Source organism: Afipia sp. MLSD5-FHT05B12 (assembly GCF_058793355.1).
Window position 1 is genome coordinate 487,882 of record NZ_JBXAFS010000001.1, and the last position, 22,295, is coordinate 510,176.

General features: G+C 61.1%; 18 protein-coding genes. 14 read left to right on the plus strand and 4 right to left on the minus strand.

Annotation, left to right across the window (positions count from 1 at the left end; translation table 11 throughout):
• The first annotated feature begins 24 nt into the window (after nt 1–24).
• The 4 genes from AC1Q6J_RS02115 to AC1Q6J_RS02130 all read left to right on the plus strand — a co-directional run bounded on the left by AC1Q6J_RS02115 (nt 25) and on the right by AC1Q6J_RS02130 (nt 4,419).
• Entirely contained in the window at nt 25–999 is a 975-nt protein-coding gene (locus AC1Q6J_RS02115; protein WP_492277666.1) for a Bug family tripartite tricarboxylate transporter substrate binding protein, read from the plus strand.
• A 65-nt stretch (nt 1,000–1,064) separates the two neighbouring features.
• Complete coding sequence (locus tag AC1Q6J_RS02120) at nt 1,065–1,550, plus strand: tripartite tricarboxylate transporter TctB family protein (RefSeq protein ID WP_492277667.1); 486 nt, start codon at nt 1,065–1,067, stop codon at nt 1,548–1,550.
• 12 nt (nt 1,551–1,562) lie between these two features.
• Nucleotides 1,563–3,071, plus strand: a complete 1,509-nt coding sequence (locus AC1Q6J_RS02125) for a tripartite tricarboxylate transporter permease (RefSeq protein ID WP_492277668.1) — start codon at nt 1,563–1,565, stop codon at nt 3,069–3,071.
• A 97-nt stretch (nt 3,072–3,168) separates the two neighbouring features.
• Nucleotides 3,169–4,419, plus strand: coding sequence for an NAD(P)/FAD-dependent oxidoreductase (locus AC1Q6J_RS02130; RefSeq protein ID WP_492277669.1), 1,251 nt, complete (start codon nt 3,169–3,171; stop codon nt 4,417–4,419).
• A 55-nt stretch (nt 4,420–4,474) separates the two neighbouring features.
• Here the strand turns inward: AC1Q6J_RS02130 and AC1Q6J_RS02135 are convergent, their stop codons facing one another.
• Together AC1Q6J_RS02135 and AC1Q6J_RS02140 are read right to left on the minus strand one after the other, a co-directional pair.
• Complete coding sequence (locus tag AC1Q6J_RS02135; protein ID WP_492277670.1) at nt 4,475–5,440, minus strand: TAXI family TRAP transporter solute-binding subunit; 966 nt, start codon at nt 5,438–5,440, stop codon at nt 4,475–4,477.
• A 26-nt stretch (nt 5,441–5,466) separates the two neighbouring features.
• Nucleotides 5,467–7,482 (minus strand): TRAP transporter permease, encoded by a 2,016-nt coding sequence (locus AC1Q6J_RS02140; RefSeq protein WP_492277671.1) that lies wholly within the window; start codon nt 7,480–7,482, stop codon nt 5,467–5,469.
• A gap of 369 nt (nt 7,483–7,851) precedes the next feature.
• Here AC1Q6J_RS02140 and AC1Q6J_RS02145 point away from each other — a divergent pair, with 369 nt between their 5' ends.
• Genes AC1Q6J_RS02145 through AC1Q6J_RS02175 form a run of 7 tightly spaced genes read left to right on the plus strand, consistent with a single transcriptional unit; the run spans nt 7,852 to nt 17,962 of the window.
• On the plus strand, nt 7,852–8,553 hold the full coding sequence (locus tag AC1Q6J_RS02145) for a TetR/AcrR family transcriptional regulator (RefSeq protein ID WP_492277672.1): 702 nt from the start codon (nt 7,852–7,854) through the stop codon (nt 8,551–8,553).
• A gap of 2 nt (nt 8,554–8,555) precedes the next feature.
• Nucleotides 8,556–9,749 carry an efflux RND transporter periplasmic adaptor subunit gene (locus AC1Q6J_RS02150; protein WP_492277673.1) on the plus strand — a complete coding sequence of 398 codons (1,194 nt, stop codon included), beginning with the start codon at nt 8,556–8,558 and terminating at the stop codon, nt 9,747–9,749.
• Between the two features lie 21 nt (nt 9,750–9,770).
• Nucleotides 9,771–12,854 (plus strand): MexW/MexI family multidrug efflux RND transporter permease subunit, encoded by a 3,084-nt coding sequence (locus tag AC1Q6J_RS02155; protein WP_492277674.1) that lies wholly within the window; start codon nt 9,771–9,773, stop codon nt 12,852–12,854.
• 49 nt (nt 12,855–12,903) lie between these two features.
• On the plus strand, nt 12,904–13,572 hold the full coding sequence (locus tag AC1Q6J_RS02160) for an ABC transporter ATP-binding protein (protein WP_492277675.1): 669 nt from the start codon (nt 12,904–12,906) through the stop codon (nt 13,570–13,572).
• Nucleotides 13,569–16,031 carry an ABC transporter permease gene (locus tag AC1Q6J_RS02165; protein WP_492277676.1) on the plus strand — a complete coding sequence of 821 codons (2,463 nt, stop codon included), beginning with the start codon at nt 13,569–13,571 and terminating at the stop codon, nt 16,029–16,031. Before AC1Q6J_RS02160 ends, AC1Q6J_RS02165 begins: the two co-directional genes overlap by 4 nt.
• The gene (locus tag AC1Q6J_RS02170; RefSeq protein ID WP_492277677.1) at nt 16,021–17,109 is read left to right on the plus strand and encodes a lipocalin-like domain-containing protein; all 1,089 of its coding nucleotides are present in this window, start codon (nt 16,021–16,023) and stop codon (nt 17,107–17,109) included. Before AC1Q6J_RS02165 ends, AC1Q6J_RS02170 begins: the two co-directional genes overlap by 11 nt.
• A gap of 13 nt (nt 17,110–17,122) precedes the next feature.
• Nucleotides 17,123–17,962, plus strand: a complete 840-nt coding sequence (locus tag AC1Q6J_RS02175; protein ID WP_492277678.1) for an aldo/keto reductase — start codon at nt 17,123–17,125, stop codon at nt 17,960–17,962.
• Here the strand turns inward: AC1Q6J_RS02175 and AC1Q6J_RS02180 are convergent.
• Nucleotides 17,959–18,717 carry a sulfite exporter TauE/SafE family protein gene (locus tag AC1Q6J_RS02180; protein WP_492277679.1) on the minus strand — a complete coding sequence of 253 codons (759 nt, stop codon included), beginning with the start codon at nt 18,715–18,717 and terminating at the stop codon, nt 17,959–17,961. The two genes, AC1Q6J_RS02175 and AC1Q6J_RS02180, sit on opposite strands and share 4 nt — an antisense overlap.
• 123 nt (nt 18,718–18,840) lie before the next feature.
• On the opposite strand from AC1Q6J_RS02180, the gene AC1Q6J_RS02185 reads away from it, so the two are divergent.
• On the plus strand, nt 18,841–19,095 hold the full coding sequence (locus AC1Q6J_RS02185) for a DUF6894 family protein (RefSeq protein ID WP_492277680.1): 255 nt from the start codon (nt 18,841–18,843) through the stop codon (nt 19,093–19,095).
• On the opposite strand, the gene AC1Q6J_RS02190 is transcribed toward AC1Q6J_RS02185, so the two are convergent.
• Nucleotides 19,049–20,005 carry a LysR family transcriptional regulator gene (locus AC1Q6J_RS02190; protein ID WP_492277681.1) on the minus strand — a complete coding sequence of 319 codons (957 nt, stop codon included), beginning with the start codon at nt 20,003–20,005 and terminating at the stop codon, nt 19,049–19,051. The two genes, AC1Q6J_RS02185 and AC1Q6J_RS02190, sit on opposite strands and share 47 nt — an antisense overlap.
• A 114-nt stretch (nt 20,006–20,119) precedes the next feature.
• On the opposite strand from AC1Q6J_RS02190, the gene AC1Q6J_RS02195 reads away from it, so the two are divergent.
• Both AC1Q6J_RS02195 and AC1Q6J_RS02200 read left to right on the plus strand, forming a co-directional pair.
• The gene (locus AC1Q6J_RS02195) at nt 20,120–20,944 is read left to right on the plus strand and encodes a putative hydro-lyase (RefSeq protein ID WP_492277682.1); all 825 of its coding nucleotides are present in this window, start codon (nt 20,120–20,122) and stop codon (nt 20,942–20,944) included.
• Between the two features lie 68 nt (nt 20,945–21,012).
• A complete protein-coding gene (locus tag AC1Q6J_RS02200; RefSeq protein ID WP_492277683.1) occupies nt 21,013–22,260 on the plus strand; it encodes an ABC transporter substrate-binding protein in 1,248 nt (415 codons plus the stop codon).
• Nucleotides 22,261–22,295: the final 35 nt, after the last annotated feature.

The window sequence follows — 22,295 nt, forward strand, 5'->3', positions numbered from 1 at the left end:
AGCTGCCAAGGGGAGAGATGTTCAATGGCTTATCGATCCGGATTCAAAACCGTTTTGGCCGCGGCCACGCTGGCCGTGTTGTCCAGTGTCGCTATGGCTCAGGATTATCCGACCAAACCGATCACGCTGATTGTGCCGTGGCCCGCTGGCGGTTCGACCGATATATCGATGCGCGCGATGGCTGAAAGCGCGTCGAAGGTTCTCGGCCAGCCGATTGTTGTGGACAACAAGGCCGGCGGCGCCGGCACGGTCGGACCTGCAACCATGGCTGCGACGGCCAAGCCCGATGGCTATACGATTTCACAGATCCCCATCACGGTATTTCGTTTGCCGCTGATGCAGGACGTGTCGTGGAACGCCGACAAGGATTTCACCTACATCGTTCATCTGACCGGCTACACTTTCGGCGTAACGACCAATGCCGAGTCGCAGTTCAAGACCTGGAAGGACGTGGTTGATTTTGCCAAGGCCAATCCCGGCAAGGTGACCTACGCGACGCCGGGCGCCGGAACCTCGCTGCATATCGGCATGGAGCAGATCGCGGGGAAAGCCGGCATCAAGCTGACGCAGGTGCCGTTCAAGGGCGGCGCGGAAACCAATGCCGCCGTGCTCGGCAACCACACCATGCTTCAGGCGGATTCCACCGGATGGCGGCCGCTGGTGGATGCAGGCAAGCTGCGCCTGCTGATGGTCTGGACCTCGAAGCGTTCGCCGAATTTCCCCGACGTGCCGACGCTCAACGAGCTCGGCTATTCGATGGTGTATGATTCGCCGTTCGGCATCGCCGGCCCGAAGGGCATGGACCCGAAGGTCGTTGCCAAACTTCACGACGCATTCAAGAAGGCGCTTGAGGATCCGGCTGTGACCGCGACGCTGGCGAAGTTCGATATGGTGGCGAACTACAAGAACACCGAGGACTACAAGAAGTTCGTCACCGAGGTTACCGAGTCCGAACGCAAGGTGATCGATACGCTCGGGCTGGCGAAGAAGACCAACTGACATCTGCGCAGTACGTGCAGGGCTCGCGTCCTATCGCGGGCCCCGGCCTGAAGAGGGAGGGCGCGATGGCGGTTGAGAAAAGTTCAAGAAGCCTGCTGGGCAATTCCGAACTGTGGGGCGGACTCGTCGGCCTTGCGCTTGGCATCTTCGTGATCTGGGCGGGCCAGAAGCTCAAGATCGGAAACATCAACGATCCAGGTTCTGGCTTCGTGCTGTTCTATGCGGGCATTCTGATGTGCCTGTTCGCCTGCACGATCATCTTTGCTGCGATCACCGAAGGCGGCCCGAGCGTTGCGTCGCTATGGGCGGGAACGCGCTGGATCAAGCCGCTGGTTGTCATTGCGTGCCTCGCGGCATTTTCCCTCCTGCTTCAACCGCTCGGCTTTCTGCTGGCGTCGATTCCGCTGTTGCTGCTGCTGCTGCGGGTGATCGATCCGGTGCGCTGGACGCTGGCCATCCCGCTCGCGGTGCTGGCACCGATCGGCGTCTGGTGGGTGCTGAAACGCGCACTGCTGATCCAGTTGCCCACGGGCATGTTCAACATCGGCTGATCGGACAAGCTCATGGATGTTCTCGTCAACGTCTCGCACGGTCTCGGCGTGGCTCTTCAGCCGGTCAACCTGCTGTACTGTTTCATCGGCGTATTTATCGGCACGCTGGTCGGCGTTCTGCCCGGCATCGGTCCGATCTCGGCGATGTCGCTGTTGCTGCCGGTAACGCTGTCGGGCACGCCGGAGTCCGGCATTATCATGATGGCGGGCATCTACTATGGATCGATGTACGGCGGCTCGACCACGTCGATCCTTGTCAACATTCCGGGCGAGGCGGCGTCGGTGGTGACATGTCTCGACGGTCACCAGATGGCGAAGCAGGGACGTGCAGGCCCGGCGCTCGGCATCTCCGCGCTCGGCTCGTTCATCGCGGGTACATTCGCGCTGGTCGCGCTGATGCTGATCGCGCCATCGCTGGCGGGTGTTGCTGTGGCTTTCGGCCCCGCGGAATATTTCAGCCTGATGGTGCTCGGCCTTGTGGTGTTGACGTTCCTGACGCAGGGCTCGATGGCGAAGGCACTGCTGATGGCCTGTATCGGCGTCGTACTTGGGCTGATCGGCCTCGACAGCATCACCGCGCAGCCGCGGTTGACGTTCGGCCGTCTCGAACTGATCGACGGCATTGGTCTGGTGCCGGTGGTGATGGGCCTGTTCGGTGTCGCTGAAGTGCTTATCAATATCGAGCAGGTCATCAAGCGCGACGTGATCGAAGCCAAGATCACACAGCTTCTGCCCAACAAGGAAGACTGGAAAGCCAGCGCCGGACCTGTCGGACGCGGCACGCTGCTGGGATTCTTTTTAGGCATTCTGCCGGGCGGTGGCGCCGTGGTCGCGTCCTTTGCGTCCTACGCGCTGGAGAAGCGGCTGTCGAAGACGCCGGAGCGTTTCGGCAAGGGCGCCATTGAAGGTGTCGCGGGACCGGAAGCGGCCAACAACGCAGCTGCGGGCGGTGCGTTCATTCCGCTGATGACGCTCGGCATTCCGCCGAACGTGGTGATGGCGCTGCTGCTCGGCGCGTTTGTTATTCACGGTCTTCAGCCGGGGCCGCTGATGATCACGCAGAATCCCGGATTATTCTGGGGCATCATCGCCAGCATGTATATCGGCAACATCATGCTGCTGATCCTGAACCTGCCGCTGATCGGCATGTGGGTGCAGTTGCTGAAGCTGCCCTACAACGTGCTGTTCCCGATGATCCTGTTGTTCACCATCGTCGGCGTCTATTGCAGCAGCAACAACGTCTTCGACGTCTACGTCATGGTCGGGTTCGGCGTGATCGGCTATCTGATGCGCAAGTTCGGGTATGAGCCGGCGCCGCTGGTGCTCGCCTTCGTACTCGGGCCTCTGCTCGAGAACAATCTGCGTAAGTCGCTGATCCTGTCGCAGGGCGACCTGATGACGTTCGTGCAGCGACCGATCTCCGCGATTTGTCTCGTGATTGCCGCGATCCTGTTGATCGGGCCGCTGCTCCCATCGCTGCGCAAGAAACGCGAACTGGTCGCGCTGGACGAGGGGGCCTGACCAGGCTCGGGACACCAGCGCAGGGAACTTTTGCGGCGCTCGGGCGTCATCATGGTTGCGGTACGGGGGCCGTTCCCAGCCATGATAGAAGCCAATAATGTTCGATCCTGAAAGAGTCCGGCAAAACGACTTGCGCGGAGGCATATCGCCGTGGAGTCAACGACTCGTGCTGCCTGGCAGGCCGTCTGTCGATCAGGATCTTCGCTGCGAGATTCTGGTTGTCGGTGCGGGCGTTACCGGCTCGCTGGCGGCCGAACATCTCGCTGCGCAGGGCCATGAGGTTTGTGTTATCGACCGGCAGCGTCCCGGCTTCGGCAGCACGGCGGCAAGCACCGCGATGCTGTTGTGGGAGGTCGACCGCTCGCTGAACGATCTCACGGCGATGTACGGATTCGAGCGGGCCGCCGGCATCTATCGCCGCAGCTTCGGCGCGGTCAGCGGATTGGCAGAACTGGTGAATGCGCACAGGCTGGTATGCGGCATGCGCCACAAGCGCTCGCTCTATTTGGCGGCGGGAAAGACCGGCGCACGCGAATTGAAGGCAGAGCACGATCTTCGCATGCGCGCCGGGTTGCCCGGCGAGTATCTGGATCACCTGACATTGCTGGAGGAGTTCGGTCTTTACCGGGAGGCGGCGCTCCATTCGATCGGTTCGGCGGACGCCGACCCGTTATTGCTGTGTCAGGCGTTGCTGGCTGCGGCAGCAACGCAAGGTGCCAAGATCTTCGATTCGAGCGCGGAAAACTACGACAGCAGCGGGCAGGCAGTCATTGTCGAACTCGACAACGGTCATATCATCGAGGCAAAGCAGGTCGTTCTTGCGACTGGTTATGTGATGCCGGATTTTGTCAGCTCAAGTCTGCACAAGATTTCGTCGAGCTGGGCCATTGCGACGACTCCGCAGCCGGCGGGCGGTTTGTGGCGCGATGGGGCGCTGATCTGGGAAGCCTCGGAGAATTACAGTTACGCACGAACGACGAACGACAACCGGATCATCATGGGCGGCGAGGACGACGATCGGGCGATCGAACCTGAAGCGCGAGACCGGCTGATGCCGGCGAAGGCGGAGGCTCTGCTGCACAGGCTCAACGGGCTTTGGTCGCATGCGGAACCTGTCGCGGAATTTGTCTGGTCGGGCGCATTCGGAACGACCACCGACGGCCTGCCGCTGATCGGGCGCGTGCCCGGTTATCCGCGCATTCACGCGGCTTATGGCTATGGCGGCAACGGCATCACCTACAGCTATCTCGCGTCACGGATTATCGCGGCGTCGATTGCAGGGAATCATCAGCCGTGGTTCGACGATTTCGCCATCGATCGAGACGTGCCGAAGGCGACACAGTCATAACAAAAAACCCCGGCGCATCGGCCGGGGCTTCGTTGCAGGTAAGTTAGGGGCCGGATCAGCCGCCGATGCCCTTTTCCTTGAAGTACTTCAATGCACCAGGATGGAAGGGGATGGGCGAGCGCGCCTGAACCTGATTGTCCAGCGAGAAGCTCAAGGCTTCCTTGTGGACCGCCACGATGTCGGCTTTTCTTTCCACCAATGTCTTCACGATGGTGTAGGCGTCGTCGTCGCTCATCTTGTTGCCGGTGACGATGAGGTTCCAGACTTCCGCGATGCTGTTGTCCTTGTTGTAGTTTGGATAAGATCCTGCCTTGATGATGCTGGACGTGTAGAGCTTGCCGTACTTCGCGTTCATCTTTTCGACGACATCGCCGTGATCGACCAATTTCATTTTCACGCCCGGAGTGGCGGCGAGATCGGTGACGGCCGCGGTCGGGATGCCGCCGACCCAGAAGAAGGCGTCGATCTTGCCGTCCTTGATCGCGTTGACCGATTCAGCGACGCCGAGACGCTCGCGCTTCATGTCCTTGTCCTTGTCGAGGCCCGCGGCCTCGATCACGCGGAAAGCCATCACTTCGGTCGCGCTGCCCGGCGATCCTGTCGAGATACGCTTGCCCTTCATGTCGGACATTTTATCGATGCCGGAGCCTTCGACAGTCACCACATGCATGCGGTTCGGATAAACCACGAGAAGCGCTTGCAGTGGAATCTTTCCGCTCTTGAATTTGTCTTCGCCTTTGTAGGCATCGAGCGCGGCGTCGGCCATGGTAAAGCCCATCTCGCTCTGGCCTGTGCCGATCAACTTGAGGTTGTCGACCGAACCGCCGGTGACTTCGGCGGTGGCCTGCACGTTCGGCAGGTTCTTCGACAGCACGTTCGCGACGGCTCCGCCAAGCGGGTAATACACGCCGCCGGTGCCGCCTGTTCCGATCGCCATGGTCTTCTGCTGGGCATGGGCCGTTATCAAGCCGGCGGATAACGCGAGGGCCAGCACCGCGGCCATTTTCGTCGTTCTCTTCATTATCAATCGTCCTCCCATTTGAGTTGTCAGGCCGGTCGTTGAACCGCCGGCCCCTTTGCCTGCCATAACAGTACCCCCAATCCGATCAGGACGCCGGGTACATAAGTATAAGAAATGTCGCGACCAATCGCCGCTTCGATCAGCGCCTCGATCAGGCTTGGAAAGACCAGCAGAAGCCCCGACAGCATCAGCAGCCCGCGTTCGATCAGCGTGGTGTGCCGAAGAACCCAACCCTGCGCGGCCGCCGCCAGCGCCATCAGTCCGAGGGTGGTCTTGAGGGTGATTTCGAAGACATCGACCCACGAACCGCCCTTGGGGATGTTGAGCAGCAAGCCGACGCCCTGCGGATCGAGTACGAATACGAATGGCACCAGGAAGGCGGGCAGCGTGTATTTCCACGATTGCAGCGTGGTTTTGTAAGGATCGCCGCCGGTGATGGCGGCTGCCGCGAACGGCGAGAGCGCTGTCGGCGGCGATACTTCCGAAAGTACCGCGTAATAGAAGATGAACATGTGCGCGGCGTAGTCGGGCACGCCGAGTTTGATCAGGGCAGGGGCCGCGATCACCGCGCAAATGATGTAGGACGCGGTGACGGGGACGGCGAGGCCGATGATCCAGACGATCAGTGACGTGTAGATTGCCGTCAACAGCAGGCTGCCGCCGGCATAGGCGATCACGATCGACGAGAACTTCAGGCCAAGGCCGGTCAACGTCACAATGCCAACGACGATACCGGCGCACGCGCAAGTGGTTGCGGCATTCAGTGCGCCGATCGAGCCGTCAGCCAGAGCGCGCTTCAGCTTCGGCGGCATCAGCGCGGTGTCCTTCCGCAGGAAGCTCAAGGCAAACGTGGTCACGATGGCATAGAACACCGACAACGCCGGCGAATAGCCGATCACCATGAAGACCACGACGGCGACGAGCGAAATGAAGTGGAAGCCATAGCGCATGGTCATTGCGCCGAGCGACATCTCCGGCTTGAAGTTGACGTCACGGGCGCCGAAACGCTTAGCGTCGAGTTCGACCATGATCAGCAGCGAGAGATAATAAAGACAGGTCGGGATGGTGGCCATCCAGATCACGTCGAGATAGCTGATCTTGAGAAACTCGGCGATCAGGAACGCCGCGGCGCCCAGCACTGGCGGTGACAGGATGGCGCCAAGTCCGCCCGCGGCGAGGAGGCCGCCGGCAGCGTTTTTCTCGAACCCCGCCTTTTTCATCATCGGATAGGCGACGGTGCCGATCATCACTGTCGTGGCGACCCCCGATCCTGACGGCCCACCAAGCAGGAACGACGACAGCACCACGGTGCGTCCTGCGCTGTTGGGCTTGCCGCCCATCATTGCGAGCGAGAAATCGATAAAGAATTTTCCGGCACCCGATTGCTGGAGAAACGCCCCGAAGATGGTGAACAGGATAATCAGCGTCGCCGACACATCGACCGCGACGCCGAAAATGCCTTCGAGCGTGATGAAGAGGTGGCCGACCAGCCGCGGCAGATCGTAGGCGCGATGAGTCCACGGCGCGGGGAAGTACGGGCCAAGCATCGCGTAGGCAATGAAGAGGACCGCGACCACTGGCATGATAGCTCCGGTGGAGCGGCGCGTTGCTTCAAGCACGAGGACAATGAAGATCACGCCGACGATGACGTCCCAGCGGTCGGGGGTTGTGGCTCGGTCGGTGAAATCGTCGCCGCCCCACAGCGCATAGGTGATGGTCGCGACGGCAAGGATACCGGGGATCACGTCCCACCAGCGCACACGGTTGCGAAAACGCGCGGCGAGCGGAAACAGCAGGAAGCTCAGCACCAGCGTGAATGCGACGTGGGTGTAGCGAAGCTCCTGCGTCGGGACGATCGCGTAGGCCGCATAGAGATGAAACAAGCTCATCGCGATGGCGATGTAGGTGACGGCCTGGCCGACCAGCCCGCCAAGCCTGTTGGTCGCACCTTCCTCCGCTTCGATGAATTCCTCGGCCTTGCGCAAAGCCTCGTCGGAAATGACCGTCGGGTCATTGCCCGGCGGTGTATTTACCGTCGTCATGCTGCCTCCCCCTGACCCTGATTTATTCCGGGCCTTAGCGGCCTTCCCGCTGAGGCGGGGGCCATTCGTTGCTGCACATTGAGGCGGGTTTGCTTGATTTAGGCAAGACTTCGTTCTGGGCAGGAAGCGAGATCAACAGCCGGCGGAGTGAACATCGCCTTGGGCGCGTGCGGAACAGCTCGCGTAATCGGAAGCGGTAATGCGATCCGCTCGGTCAGCTTGCATCCGCCGCGCGATACTGGGCGCGGCAGGGTCCCGGCCCATGCCGGCAGGAGACGGCGTCGGATGCTGTGATTGTGGCTGAATTGCGTGCTGCAAAGCAGCAAATCCCGGTTGACTTTGGGTTAAGTGAGTGCTTACTCACACCGCATGAGTACCCTCAGACTCACGAGCGATCTCCGCCGGGAGCGGATCCTGGAGGCGGCTAAACGTTGTTTCGCCCTTTACGGTTTTGCGGGGACAACGACGCGAAGTGTTGCGCAGGCTGCGGGTATCTCAGAAGGACTGTTGTTCAAGCATTTCCCTACTAAAGCCGCACTCTATGCAGAAATACTCGCAGAAGCCTGCGAGGCTGATCCGGAATTGCTTCGGTTGCGCGAACTGAAGCCATCGACGGAGACGCTGGTCATTCTTATCCGCGAAATGGTCATGCACTTCATGCGCGCGACCGACGAACCGGATCAGGAAGATGCGCAGCGGGTCAGACTTCTGATCTCCAGCCAGCTCACTGACGGCGAATTCGCTAGACTGCTCTATGACAAAATCGGAGATCTGATCGGTCCCATCTTCAATGCATCGCTCGAAAGCGCCATCGCGGCGGGTGACGCGGAGCGAGTGGAAGGTGAACCGCTCAATCTTTTCTGGTTCGCGCATCAAGTTGTTCACATGATCGCCCTTACAAGGCTTCCCGCGACTCCCTCGCTGGACTATCCAAGCGCGCCGGACTTCGAGCGGCATATCTGCCAGTTCATTCTTCGAGGGATCGGAATGAGCGGCCGGGCTATCGCTTCTTATTTGGATACCGTTCCACCGTCATCTCATGCGGCGGTCCGGATTGTGGAAAGTGCATAAACATGGACGCCAAGAGCTCACCTTCCCATCAAGCCCCTGCATCGGGCGAAAAGACACAGCACAAGCCCGTGCGCATGGTGCGCTGGATGATCATCATCGGCGGCGCGCTCGCGCTGTTGCTCGTGGTCATTGTCGGTTTCAACCACCTGCGCAGCGAAGGCATCAAGAAATTCTTCGCCGGTATGAAGCCGCCGCCGACCAACGTCTCCGCGGTTGAAGCGAAGTCGGAAGTGTTGCCGAACCTGCTGACCGGCGTCGGCGATCTCGCCGCTGTCCATCAGGTGAATGTCACGACCGACGTCAACGGCCGCGTCACCGAAATTCTGTTCAAGCCGGGCTCCGAAGTGAAGGCGGGCGATCCGTTGCTTCAAATCTTCGATGCGCCGGATCAGAGTGACCTTGCCAGCTTCAAGGCGCAGACGCTGGCCGCCTCGCTCGCGCTCGACCGCGCCAAGGCACTGCTCGCCAGATCTTTCGGCCCGCAGGCGACCGTCGATCAGGCGCAGGCGACTTACGATCAGGGTGCTGCCGCGGTGGCGAAAACCGAGGCGATCATCTCGCAAAAGCGGATCAAGGCGCCGTTCGACGGCGTGCTCGGTGTGCGTATGGTTGAACTTGGCCAGTATCTGAGCGCCGGAACGCAGATCGTTTCGTTGACCGATCTGTCGCAGCTGTTCCTGAACTTCACGGCGACTGAAAAAGATCGCGCGGTTCTCAATGTCGGCCAGACTGTCCGTATTGTCGTGGACGCTTATCCGGGCCGTACCTTCGAGGGCAAGATCACCACGATCGAGCCGCAGATCAGCGCCGACACTCGCAACGTCAGGATCCAGGCGACGCTGGCGAACCCGGACCGCATCCTGCAACCCGGCATGTTCGCGACCACAACGGTCGAACTGCCGCCGAAGCCGGCCGTGGTCACCGTGCCTGAGACCGCAGTGGATTACACGCTGTACGGCGATTCCGTCTGGCTGATCACGGAAACCAAGGATGCGGATGGCAAGTCCTCGCTGAAGACGGACCGGACGTTCGTGAAGACGGGGGCTCGCGTTCACGGGCGCGTCGTCATCGCAAGCGGCGTAAAGCCGGGCGACCGCGTTGTCGCCGTTGGACAGCTCAAGCTGCAGTCCGGTTCGGCCGTCACGATTTCGGCCGATCCGCCTCCGCCAATCCCGGCACAAGCGCCGCGTAACTGACCTCAGATCGGAGCGCCGTTCATGGCCTTCACAGACATCTTCATCAAGCGGCCGGTATTGTCGCTCGTCGTCAGCCTTCTGATCCTGCTGATCGGATTCCAGGCTGCGACACATCTGGGAATTCGTCAGTATCCCAAGCTGTCGAATACGGTTGTCACAGTGACGACGTCCTATCCGGGTGCGTCACCTGACTTGATGCAGGGCTTCATCACGCAGCCGATCGAGCAGGCGGTGGCGTCGGCAGAAGGCGTCGATTACATCACGTCGTCGTCGGTGCAGGGCACCAGCACGATCTCGGTCTACATCAAGCTCAACGTCGATCCGAATGCGGCGCTGACGGAAGTCAGTTCGAAAGTCAGTTCGGTCAGGTATTTGATCCCGAGGGAATCCAACGACCCGGTGATCACAAAGTCGACTGGCCAGACCACGGCCGTGATGTATCTCGGCTTCGCCAGTGACGAGTTGAGCGGGCCGCAGATTTCCGACTATCTCGCCCGCGTGGTGCAGCCGATCCTGTCAACGGTCGATGGTGTCGCCTCGGCCGATATTCTCGGCGCGCAGACGCTCGCCACCCGGATCTGGCTCGATCCGGCGCGTATGGCCGGCCGCAATGTGTCGCCGGACGACGTCGCAGCAGCAATCAGGGCGAACAACTTCCAGGCCGCCGCCGGTCAGTCCAAGGGGTATTTTATCGTCTCCAACGTGACGACAAATACCGACCTGCAAAGTATCGACCAGTTCAAGCGGATGACTGTGAAGGCGAAGGACGGCGGTTTCGTCCGGCTCGAGGATATCGCAACCGTCGAGCTTGGCGCACAGAGCACGGATTCCAGCGTGTCGCTCAGCGGTCAGCAGGCGATCTTCATCGGCGTTCAGTCGACGCCGCAGGGCAACCCGCTGAACATCGTCAAGGGCGTGCGTGGGCTGTTTCCGGAGATCGAGCGCAACCTGCCGCCGTCTCTAAAAATGCGTGTGGCTTACGACTCGACCAAGTTCATTCAGTCGTCGATCGATGAGGTGCGCAACACCCTGGTCGAGGCGGTCATCATCGTGGTCGTCGTGATTTTCCTGTTTTTGGCCTCGTTGCGCTCGGTCATCATTCCGGTCGTCACGATTCCGCTGTCGCTGGTCGGCGCCTGCATCCTGATGCTGTCGATGGGCTTCACGCTCAATCTGTTGACGCTGCTGGCGATGGTGCTCGCCATCGGACTTGTGGTCGACGACGCGATTGTGGTGGTCGAAAACATCCACCGGCATCTGGAGGAGGGCAAATCGCCCGTTGAGGCATCGCTGATAGGCGCGCGCGAGATCGTCGGCCCGGTCATTTCCATGACCATCACGCTGGCCGCCGTGTATGCTCCGATCGGATTCCTTGGCGGCCTGACCGGCGCGTTGTTCCGCGAATTCGCGTTCACACTCGCCGGCTCGGTGATCGTTTCCGGCGTCGTGGCTTTGACGCTGTCGCCGATGATGTGCTCGGTGCTGCTGAAGAGCGGCGGCGATCACGGCCGCTTCGCCAGCATTGTCGACAACGTGTTCGGGAAGGTGACGCGCTGGTACGGACGCAAGCTCGACCGCTCGCTCGATTACCGGCCGATCACGGCGCTTTTCGCCGCGACCATCCTGTTCCTTGTCGGCTTCATGTACATGAACACCAGCAAGGAACTGGCGCCTGAAGAAGATCAAGGCATTCTTTTCTCGGTGACCAAGGCGCCGCAATACGCCAATATCGACTACAGCAATTATTACGGCAAAAAGCTCGACAAGGCGTTCGCAAGCTTCCCCGAAACCGACCTGCGTTTCATTATCAACGGTACGGCAGGCCCCGCCAACGGCATTGCCGGCATGATCCTGAAGCCGTGGGACGAGCGTAAACGTTCATCGCTTGCGCTGAAGCCGCTGGTTCAGAATGAGTTGAGCAAGATCGAAGGCGTCAATGCGTTCGCGTTCAACCTGCCGCCGCTGCCGGGCGGACCGGGCGGCTTGCCGATCCAGATGGTCATCAGCACCACCAGCGGATTCCAGGCGGTGTTCGAGCAGATGGACAAGCTCAAGAAGGCGGCACGCGAGAGCGGTCTGTTTATCGTGGCCGACAGTGATCTGGCGTTCAACCAGCCGGTGGTGCGCGTCAATATCGACCGGTCGAAAGCCAACGACCTTGGCATCAATATGGCCGCGGTCGGCACCACGCTGGCGACGCTGCTTGGCGGCAATTACGTCAACCGGTTCAACCTGGAAGGGCGTTCCTATCAGGTGATCCCGCAGGTGCCGCGTGATCTGCGGATATCGCCGGAATCGCTGGAGAAGTACTACGTCGCGACGAACGGCGGCCGGCAGGTTCCGCTCTCGACCATTGTCAGCATCGAAACCAAGACCAATCCGAACGCGCTGACGCATTTCAACCAGTTGAACTCTGCAACCTTCCAGGCGGTGCCGATGCCGGGTGTCACGGTTGGCCGGGCGGTTGAATTCCTCGAAGAGCAGGCCAAGCAATTACCGGCAGGCTTCAGCCGCGACTATCTCGCGGACTCCCGGCAGTACGTGCAGGAAGGCAACCAGCTCGCGGTGACCTTCGTGTTCGCGCTCATCATCATCTTCCTGGTGCTGGCGGCGCAATTCGAGAGCCTTCGTGACCCGCTGGTCATCCTGATCTCGGTGCCGATGGCGATCTCGGGTGCGTTGATCCCGCTATACTTCGGTCTTGCGACGATCAACATCTACACGCAGGTCGGTCTGGTGACGCTGATCGGACTGATCAGCAAGCACGGCATCCTGATGGTGGAGTTCGCCAACGAGCTTCAGTTGAAGGAAGGCCTGGATCGCAGGACCGCGATCGAACACGCCGCGCGGGTCCGGCTGCGGCCGATCCTGATGACCACCGCGGCGATGGTCGCCGGCCTGCTGCCGTTGCTTACCGCCAGCGGCGCCGGTGCTGCGAGCCGCTTCTCCATCGGCCTGGTCGTCGTGGCCGGCATGTCGATCGGCACGCTGTTCACGCTGTTCGTGCTGCCCGCGGTCTATACCATGATCGCAACCGATCACCGGGCGGCGGCGGATTCCGAGCGTGCCAAGGACATTGAGAAGTACGAACTCAGTCTGACGTAAGCGCCGATATGGATGTCGCGGCGATTGTACGCTCCCTTCGCGGGAGTGTATGATCGCCGCAACCATGTTGACCGTTCGCAATCTCACAAAATCCTATCGGACTTCGGAGGAGCAGCTTGCGGTTTTGCGAGGTGTCGACCTTGCGCTGGCGGCTGGCGAGAGCGTGGCGCTCACCGGAGAATCCGGCAGCGGCAAGAGCACCCTTCTTCATCTGATCGCAGGCCTCGACAGGGCGGACAGTGGCGAGGTCTGGCTCGACGGCGCGCTGGTGTCCGATCTGTCCGACAGCGACCGGGCCGCCATGCGGCGCGACAGGCTCGGCCTCGTATTCCAGCAATTCAATCTCATTCCGAGCCTTCAGGTCAGCGATAACCTCGCGTTTCAGGCGCGTATCGCGGGCCGGCATGATGCCGCGTGGCAGGATGAACTGGTGCAGCGGCTTGGTTTGAGCACGCTGCTCGACCGCTATCCCGAGCAACTGTCCGGCGGGCAGCAACAGCGCGTCGCGATCGGGCGCGCGCTGGCGATCAAGCCGCTCGTGCTGCTGGCCGATGAGCCGACCGGAAATCTCGACGAAGCCACCGCCGACGATGTGCTTGCGCTGGCGCGCGATCTGGTCGCGCGCACCGGCTGCGGCTTTCTGATGGTGACGCACAGCGAGCGGCTCGCCGCGACGCTTGACCGGCGGGTGCATCTTAGCGCGGGACGGATCACATGACGCGTCCGTTCTGGATTCTTGTGGGTCTGTTGAGCCACTGGAAACGGCACCGGATGCAGCTTGCGACCTTGCTGGTCGGATTGATCTCCGCCACGGCGCTCTGGAGCGGCGTGCAGGCGCTCAATCAGCAGGCGCGCAACAGTTATGACCGCGCGGCGGCGACGTTCGGCGGCGGCAATACCGCGATGCTGGTCGGGCGCGACAGCCCGGTTTTTCCGCAGCAACTCTTTGTCGATCTGCGCCGCGCCAACTGGCCGGTTTCGCCGGTTGTCGAGGGCCGCGTGCAAATCGGCGGACACTCGTTCCGGCTGCTCGGTATCGAGCCTCTCTCGTTGCCTCCGGGTGCAGGCTCGGCGCCGGATATCGGACAGGCGCACTTGCAGAGATTTATCGCGCCTCCCGGGCAAACGCTGGCCGCGCCGGAAACTTTGGCGGACTTGAAACTGCCCGAGGGCGCATCGCCGCAGATGAGCGGCGTCTCGTTGCCGCCCCTCGCAGTGCAGGATAGCCTCGCGCCGGGCGTACTGGTGGTCGACATCGGTGTTGCACAGCGCGTTCTCAAAAGGCCGGACCAGATATCGCGGCTTCTGGTCGGCGACATGCGCAGCGGCAAACGTCCGCCACTTGAACAGGTTGTTGGCAACAAATTGTTGCTGGTGGAGGTGGGTGCTCCAAGCGATCTCGAACGCCTCACCAGCAGCTTCCATCTGAATCTCACCGCGTTCGGATTGCTGTCGTTCGTGGTCGGTCTTTTCATCGTTCATTCCGCGATCGGGCTCGCGTTCGAACAGCGGCTGCCGATGCTGCGCACCATGCGCGCCTGCGGCGTCTCGGCGAGAGCGCTCACCATTGTACTGATTGCCGAACTGGTGTCGCTCGCGCTGCTGTCCGGTGTTATCGGATTGATCTGCGGGTATGTCGTTGCAGCGTTTCTGCTGCCGGATGTCGCCGTCAGCCTGCGCGGGCTTTATGGTGCGCAAATTCCCGGACATTTGTCACTCCGCCCAAGCTGGTGGCTTTCAGGCCTTGGCATGAGCGTGCTTGGCGCACTGCTTGCAGCCGCGGCCGGACTCTATCGTGTTTATCGTCTGCCGGTTCTCGCCGCGGCCCAGCCCTATGCCTGGCAACAGGCACAGCAGCGATGGCTGATGCGGCAGGGCGCAATGGCGGTCGCGGTCGCGGTTCTCGCGGCGGCCTGTCTTTATTTTGGAGACTCGCTCACGTCGGGATTTCTGGTGCTTGCGGGGATATTGCTGTCCGCGGCGCTGGCATTGCCAGTGTTGCTCGGGGCGGTATTAAGCTTTGGTCAGCGCGGCACCGTTCAGCCTGTCGTGAAATGGTTCTGGGCCGACAGCCGGCAGCAATTGCCCGGACTGTCGCTGGCGCTGATGGCCTTGCTACTCGCACTCGCGGTCAACGTCGGGGTCGGCACCATGGTGCAGAGCTTCTCGCGGACCTTCACCAACTGGCTCGATAACCGGCTTGCGGCGGAAGTCTATCTGAACGCAAACAGCGACGCGCAGGCATTGGAGATCGTGACGTGGCTGCGCCAGAGGCCCGAGGTCGAGGCGATTTTGCCGGCCTGGCGCGCCGATGTGATACTGGACACATTGCCGGTGGAGGTTCTTGGCTTTGCCGACCACGCGACCTATCGCGAACGCTGGCCTTTGCTGGAATCGATGCCAGGTGTTTGGGACAAGGTGCGGGCAGGCAGGGGCGCGCTGGTCAGCGAGCAACTCGCGCGGCGGCTGAAAGCCGGTCTCGGCGATCACATCATTCTTCCAGCAGTAACCGGACCATGGTCTGTCGTCATTGCAGGGATTTATCCCGACTATGGCAATCCCAAAGGGCAAATCGGCATCGATATCGATGCGCTGGCGGCGCATTGGCCGGACATCGCGCGGACACGGTTCGGCCTGCGCGTGATGCCCGCGAAAGTGCCTGAACTCGTCGCGGCATTGCGCAAGGAATTCGGTCTCGATACCAGCCGGCTGCTGGATCAGACGACGCTCAAGGCCGAATCGACCCGCATCTTCAACCGAACATTTTCGGTTACAACCGCACTGAACGCGTTCACCCTCGGCGTCGCCGGGGTCGCGCTGCTGACGAGTTTGCTGACGTTGAGCAACAGCCGGCTCCCTCAATTGGCGCCGCTGTGGGCGCTCGGGCTGACGCGGCGGCGGCTCGCGGGGATAGAACTCCTGAAAACCATGTCGGTCGCATTCATCACGGCGCTCCTGGCTTTGCCGCTCGGTTTGCTGGTGGCGTGGTGTCTGGTCGCGGTGGTGAACGTCAAGGCATTCGGATGGCGATTGCCGTTCCATGTCTTCCCGGCGCAGCTGGCGCAACTGCTCATCATCGCCATGCTGGCTGCGCTGCTCGCAACGTGTCTGCCGATCCTGCGTTTGATGCGCTTGCAACCTGCAACTCTTGCGAAGATATTCGCTAATGAGCGCTGATCCCCGCACCAGCCGCCGCGCCTTCCTTGGCGGCGGCCTGCTCGCCACCTTCGGCGGCACGCTTGCGCGCGCGCAGGGCTTTGCCGGACTGGGCGGCGAGAGCGAAGGCTTTGCAGCCGTTGTGCCCGGCAAGGTGCTGGAGTTTCCGCGCGACCACGGCCCGCATCCGGATTACCGCATCGAGTGGTGGTATCTCACGGCAAACCTGAAGGCCGCCAATGGCGCGCAGTGGGGCGCGCAATGGACGTTGTTCCGGCAGGCGACGGCGCCGGGTGCGCAGCAGGATGGCTGGGCCAACCAGCAGATATGGATGGGACACGCGGCGGTCACCAGTGCGGGTATCCATCGCTATGCCGAGAAATTCGCACGCGGTGGCGTCGGGCAGGCGAGTGCGGAAGCATCGCCGTTTCATGCCTGGATCGATTCATGGGAGATGCGCGGGCTTGATGGCTTCAACGCGCAGAACGTAGCGTCGCTTGCGGTCTCGGCATCAGGTGCGGATTTCAGCTACGCCCTGAATCTCACCGCCGATCGTCCGCTGGTGCTTCAGGGCGACGACGGTTACAGCAGAAAATCCGAACGCGGGCAGGCCTCGTATTATTTCAGCCAGCCGTATTTCAATGTATCCGGCGCGATCACGCTTGGCGGAAAGCAGATCGCCGTCACCGGCGCCGCGTGGATGGACCGCGAATGGAGCAGCCAGCCGCTGGCGTCCGACCAGACCGGTTGGGACTGGTTCTCGCTGCATCTCGATTCAGGCGAGAAAGTCATGCTGTTTCGCCTGCGCCAGAAAGACGGACGGAATTATTTCGCCGGCAACTGGATTGAGCGCGATGGACGGTCGGTGCCGCTCGCGCCGGATTCGATCACTATGACACCGGCCGGCTTCACCGCTATCGAGAACCGGAAGTTGCCGACGTCATGGACTGTTGCGATCGCGGATCGCGGATTGAAGATCGACAGCGTGCCGCTCAATGCCAAAAGCTGGATGGGAACGGGCTTCGCCTATTGGGAAGGGCCTATCAATTTCAAGGGCAGCCATGGGGGCGTCGGCTATCTTGAAATGACGGGTTACTGAGAAAGAACACGGAATGAAGCAAAAGCCATTCGGCCAGACGGGACAGCGGACTTCCATCATCGGGCAGGGCACCTGGTATATCGATCATGGTGATCGAGCGTCGGCGGTGGCCGCGCTGTGCAAGGGCCTCGATCTTGGCATGACGCATGTCGACACAGCCGAGATGTACGGTGATGCGGAGCTTGTGGTCTCGGAGGCGATCAATAGCCGGCGCGACGAGGTGTTTCTGGTCTCAAAAGTGCTGCCCGGCAACGCCTCGCGCAAGGGGACGATTCAGGCCTGCGACCGTTCGTTGAAGCGGCTCAAGACCGACCGTCTGGATTGCTACCTGTTGCACTGGCGCGGATCATATCCGCTGGAAGATACGGTCGCTGCGCTTGAAGAACTGGTGAGCGCGGGAAAGATCCGCTCATGGGGCGTCAGCAATTTCGACGCCGGTGATCTTGCAGAGTTGGTCGATGTCGCGGGCGAGGGACGTATCGCCTGTAATCAGGTACTCTATCATCTGAACGAACGCGCCATCGAGCATCCGGTGATCCCGTGGTGCGAGGCTCATGGCGTCGCGGTGGTGGCGTACTCGCCGTTCGGCCATGATGACTTTCCTGATCCGCAATCGGCCAGCGGCAAGGTCTTGCAGCAGATTGCAGCAGATCACAACGCAGCGCCGCGTCAGGTGGCGCTGAGTTTCCTGACGCGATGGCCGTCGGTGTTCGCAATTCCCAAGGCATCGTCGTCAAGCCATGCGGCGGAAAATGCCGGAGCTGGAAACATCACTTTGACGGAGAGCGATATTGCGGTGTTGGGTAAGGCGTTTCCGCTGGGCCGCGAGCCCCGCAGCCTGCCGATGCTTTAGATCACGGCGGCAGCGCCTTGCCAGAGCAGCAGCAGCGATATGATGAACAGCAGCACATAGGCGATGTTGTAGAACAGTCCGGTCGGCGTCTTGCGGACCAGCCAGATGCCCGCGAAGTTCGCGAGTACCGCGATTGGCAGCAGCAATAGCGATGTCGCGAAATTCTTTGCGGTGAACTGGTCGAGCATGAAGTAGGGGCCGATCTTCAGGACATTGACGACCGCGAAGAAGATCGTGGTGGTCCCGACCAGCGTCAGCTTCGGCAGCCGCTGCGGCAGAACGTGTACCTGAAACGGCGGGCCGCCGCCTTGGGTCATGAAGGATGTAAAACCCGAGACGCCGCCCCAAAATACGCCGCTGACCGCAGTTGCTGGATGCGGCTCGATCCGGGCGCGGCGCAGCCAGGTGTTGGCGACAAAGGCGAGCCCGATGATGCCGATGATAATGCGAACCAGAGCATCGGACAGATGCGATGCCAGCAGCCAGCCAAGCGCCATGCCGGCGATCGCGCCGGGCAGCATGACTTTCAGGTTCCATGAATCCCAATCGCGCCGGTAGACATAAATTGAGATCATATCCTGCGTGATCAAAATCGGCAGGATCAGGGCCGCGGCTTCCAGCGGCGGAAGATAAAGCGCCAGCAGCGGCGTCGATGCGATGCCGAGTCCCGAAAAGCCGCCTTTGGCCAGTCCCAGCAGGATCACCGCCGGAACCGCTACGAAATAGAATAACGGTTCGGTGATGATGGTATGCACGTCATGATTCCGCAGGATATTCTCCAGTTAGGCCTCAGAAGGCCCGTCCAGATCAACTGCTATCGACGCGCAGAAATGCAGGCCGCCCTTGTAGGTTTGCCGGGGCGACAATAGATTTCGGTCATGCCGCGCTACTTCTTCAACACCCGTATTGGCGAAACGTTCATTCCGGACCCAGAGGGCGAGGAGTTGCGCGACCCGGATCACGCATGGCGGGTGGCGCGCGCGACCATCCGGCAAATTCTCCAGGAAGAAGGCAAGGAGCCAAGCCTGCTGTCCGCCTCGCTGGAAGTCACGGATGAGGCCGGTGAGATCGTACTCGAATTTCCCTTTACCGAAGCGCTTGAGATTCCGGACGAGCCGCAGTCGCGGCACTGACGCCGCGCTGGGCTGTCGCCGGATCGTCTTCGCCCTGCGCCAGCTTGGCGGCAAGATCGGCGACCAGTTCAGCGGCCAGCGTGTCGGGCGATGCCAGCCAGCTTGCGGAAAATGTCAGCGTCGGCACCTGCAGATCAGTGGACAGGAGACAGAGCCGGCCCTCCGCCAGTTCGCGTTCGACGATCGCTGTCGGGATCACCGCGACCCCCAGACCGTCGGTTGCCATCCGGATCACCGTTCCCAGTGACGCACTGGCGTGAAGCCGGGTGTGCGGTATGTCGGGCCGGTTGAACAACGACCGTACAATCTCATAGGGCTGTGTTTTGCGTGCGAATGTGATGATCGCGAACCGCGCCAGATCATGCACCGTCAACACGCGGTTGCCGAGACCGAGCGAGGGGCTGGCAACGAACGAAATCGGATAATCGCACAGCACACGGTTGCGCACGTTTGAAAATGACAACGGCCCAAGACAAAAGGCGAGGTCGATCTCCTGCGCCAGCAGCCTTGCGCGAAGATTGGGCGTGATGTCGACTTCGACTTCGAGCGACAGATTGGGATGTGTGCTTGCGACGCGTTCGATAAGTTGCGGCAGCCAGGTATGAACGATTGTCTCGGAGACACCGAGACGCAGGATGCCGCGCATCGCGGAACGATCCATCACTGCGGCAAGCATTTCGGAGCGCAGCGCGATCAGTTTCTCCGCATACTGCATCATTTGCCGTCCGCTCGGCGTCGGTATGACGGTGCGGCTGTCGCGTTGCAGAAGCTTCGCGCCAATCTCGCTTTCAAGCTGGGCAATGCGTTGCGAGATTGCAGGTTGGGTCGTGTTGAGCTTTCGTGCGGCGCCGCCGAAGCTTCCGAGAGTCACCACCCAAAGAAATGTCTCGATTGACTTGAAATCGATCATGCCTGTTTATCCAGCCGCCTATTAATCCAGCTTATCGTTTCTTATAAGAAAACACGACTAGACTTTATCGAATGGCAATGATCCACTCTTTTCTGCGAGAAATGGAGTGGTCTTATGCTTTCGGCGGCCCAGCAGATGTCTCCAGCCGGTCAGCGCTCTGGCGCTGATCTCCCGAGCCGGGACGCGCGGCTGGCCTATCGGTCCGGCAAGGTGGGGGTGACGGCCGGCGTGGCGCCGGGCTTCGTTCAGGGCAACCTCGCCATCCTTCCGGAAAAGCTGGCCTCGTCGTTTCACCGTTTCTGTCAGCTCAATCCCAAGCCGTGCCCCATCATCGGCATGTCCGAAGTCGGCGATCCGCGCATTCCGGCGCTCGGCATCGATCTCGACCTGCGTACCGATCTGCCGCGCTACCGCATCTGGCGCGACGGGAAGCTGGCCGAAGAGCCGACCGACATCATGGCGCACTGGCGCGACGATCTCGTCGCCTTCGTCCTCGGCTGCTCGTTTTCATTCGAGGAAGCATTGATCGCCGACGGGCTGAAAATTCGCCACATCGAGGAGAAGCGGAACGTTCCGATGTACCGCACCAACGTTCCGTGCGCGTCCGCAGGTCCATTCGCGGGGCAACTGGTTGTTTCGATGCGGCCGTTCAAGCCTGCGGAGGCGATCCGTGCAATTCAGATCACCACACGTTTCCCGGCTGTGCATGGTGCGCCGGTGCATTTCGACAAGCCGGAGATGATCGGCATCAAGGATATTTCCAAGCCTGACTATGGCGACGCAGTGAGCATTCAGCCCGATGAAGTGCCGGTATTTTGGGCGTGCGGAGTGACACCGCAATCGGTCATTCTGCAATCGCGGCCTGACTTCGCGATCACTCACGCACCGGGCCATATGCTGGTGACGGACGTTCGGAATTCGGAATTTTCGATTCAGTGAAATTTGCTCAACCAGCCGCAAAGCCTTTGCCTGACAGTAAGGCTTCGTCACACACAGGAGTATTGTCGATGAATCGTCGCGAAGTATTGTTGTCCGGTGTTGCCATGTCCCTGGCCGGTGTTGTCGGAACGCGGGCCTTCGCGCAGGGCGGTGAAATCCTGATCGGTTGCATCTGGCCGCTGACCGGGCCGACCGCCCAGATTGGCGCCGATGCCCGCCATGCGCTGGAAACCGCGATGGACATCGTCAACGGCTCGCACGATCTCGATCTGCCGATGGCGAAGAACGCAGGCCTTGCCGGCCTCGGCGGCGCCAAGATCAAACTGATCTTCGCCGACCATCAGGGCGATCCGCAGAAGGGCCGCGCCGAAGCCGAGCGCCTGATCACGCAGGACAAGGTGGTCGCCATCTGCGGCGCGTTCCATTCGTCGGTATCAGCGACGGTCAGCGCGTCCTGCGAGCGCTACGGCATCCCCTATGTCGCAGCCGACTCATCATCGCCAAGCCTGCACCGCCGGGGATTGAAGTTTTTCTTCCGTCCAGCCGCCCACGACGAAATGTTCTCGCTCGCCATGTTCGAGTTCATGGATGCGCTGAAGAAGAAGGGCAAGAAGATCGACAGCGTCGGGCTGTTTTACGAGGACACCATCTTCGGCACCGACTCCTCGAACGTGCAGCGCAAGCTCGCCGCCGACCGCGGCTACAAGGTCGCCGTCGATATCAAGTATCGCGCCTCTTCGCCGTCGCTGACCGCTGAAGTGCAGCAGATCAAGAGCGCCAATCCTGACGTGCTGCTGCCGTCGAGCTACACCACCGACACCATCCTCCTGATGAAGACCATGGATGAACTCGGTTACAAGCCGAACAACATCCTGGCCCAGGCGGCAGGTTTCTCCGACAAGGCGACCTTCGACGCGGTGGGCGACAAGCTCAACGGCATGATCTCGCGCGCCAGCTTCTCACTCGATCTCGCGGCCAAGCGCCCGTCGGTCGGCAAGGTCAACGAGATGTTCAAGGCCCGCGCCAACCGCGATCTCAACGACAATACGTCACGGCAGCTCACGGCGCTGCTGGTGGTTGCTGACGCGATCGACCGGGCCAAGTCCACCGACGGTGAGAAAATCCGCGCGGCGCTGGCCGCGACCGATACGCCCGGCGAGAAGACGATCATGCCGTGGAAGCGCATCAAGTTCACCGCTGAAGGCCAGAATGACGACGCCGACCCTGTGCTGCTGCAGTATCTCGGTGGAAAATTCATCACCGTATATCCGGCGCAGGCGGCGATCGCCGAGCCGAAATGGCCGATGAACGGCTGAGGTGCGACAAGGCGCTGGCTTCAAGCCAGCGCCTT

Excerpts from the sequence above, each read along its gene's own strand:
- AC1Q6J_RS02115 (WP_492277666.1), top strand. The coding sequence starts at position 25 with ATGGCTTATCGATCCGGATTCAAAACCGTTTTGGCCGCGGCCACGCTG.
- AC1Q6J_RS02120 (WP_492277667.1), top strand. The coding sequence starts at position 1,065 with ATGGCGGTTGAGAAAAGTTCAAGAAGCCTGCTGGGCAATTCCGAACTG.
- AC1Q6J_RS02125 (WP_492277668.1), top strand. The coding sequence starts at position 1,563 with ATGGATGTTCTCGTCAACGTCTCGCACGGTCTCGGCGTGGCTCTTCAG.
- AC1Q6J_RS02130 (WP_492277669.1), top strand. The coding sequence starts at position 3,169 with ATGTTCGATCCTGAAAGAGTCCGGCAAAACGACTTGCGCGGAGGCATA.
- AC1Q6J_RS02135 (WP_492277670.1), bottom strand. The coding sequence starts at position 5,440 with ATGAAGAGAACGACGAAAATGGCCGCGGTGCTGGCCCTCGCGTTATCC.
- AC1Q6J_RS02140 (WP_492277671.1), bottom strand. The coding sequence starts at position 7,482 with ATGACGACGGTAAATACACCGCCGGGCAATGACCCGACGGTCATTTCC.
- AC1Q6J_RS02145 (WP_492277672.1), top strand. The coding sequence starts at position 7,852 with ATGAGTACCCTCAGACTCACGAGCGATCTCCGCCGGGAGCGGATCCTG.
- AC1Q6J_RS02150 (WP_492277673.1), top strand. The coding sequence starts at position 8,556 with ATGGACGCCAAGAGCTCACCTTCCCATCAAGCCCCTGCATCGGGCGAA.
- AC1Q6J_RS02155 (WP_492277674.1), top strand. The coding sequence starts at position 9,771 with ATGGCCTTCACAGACATCTTCATCAAGCGGCCGGTATTGTCGCTCGTC.
- AC1Q6J_RS02160 (WP_492277675.1), top strand. The coding sequence starts at position 12,904 with ATGATCGCCGCAACCATGTTGACCGTTCGCAATCTCACAAAATCCTAT.
- AC1Q6J_RS02165 (WP_492277676.1), top strand. The coding sequence starts at position 13,569 with ATGACGCGTCCGTTCTGGATTCTTGTGGGTCTGTTGAGCCACTGGAAA.
- AC1Q6J_RS02170 (WP_492277677.1), top strand. The coding sequence starts at position 16,021 with ATGAGCGCTGATCCCCGCACCAGCCGCCGCGCCTTCCTTGGCGGCGGC.
- AC1Q6J_RS02175 (WP_492277678.1), top strand. The coding sequence starts at position 17,123 with ATGAAGCAAAAGCCATTCGGCCAGACGGGACAGCGGACTTCCATCATC.
- AC1Q6J_RS02185 (WP_492277680.1), top strand. The coding sequence starts at position 18,841 with ATGCCGCGCTACTTCTTCAACACCCGTATTGGCGAAACGTTCATTCCG.
- AC1Q6J_RS02190 (WP_492277681.1), bottom strand. The coding sequence starts at position 20,005 with ATGATCGATTTCAAGTCAATCGAGACATTTCTTTGGGTGGTGACTCTC.
- AC1Q6J_RS02195 (WP_492277682.1), top strand. The coding sequence starts at position 20,120 with ATGCTTTCGGCGGCCCAGCAGATGTCTCCAGCCGGTCAGCGCTCTGGC.
- AC1Q6J_RS02200 (WP_492277683.1), top strand. The coding sequence starts at position 21,013 with ATGAATCGTCGCGAAGTATTGTTGTCCGGTGTTGCCATGTCCCTGGCC.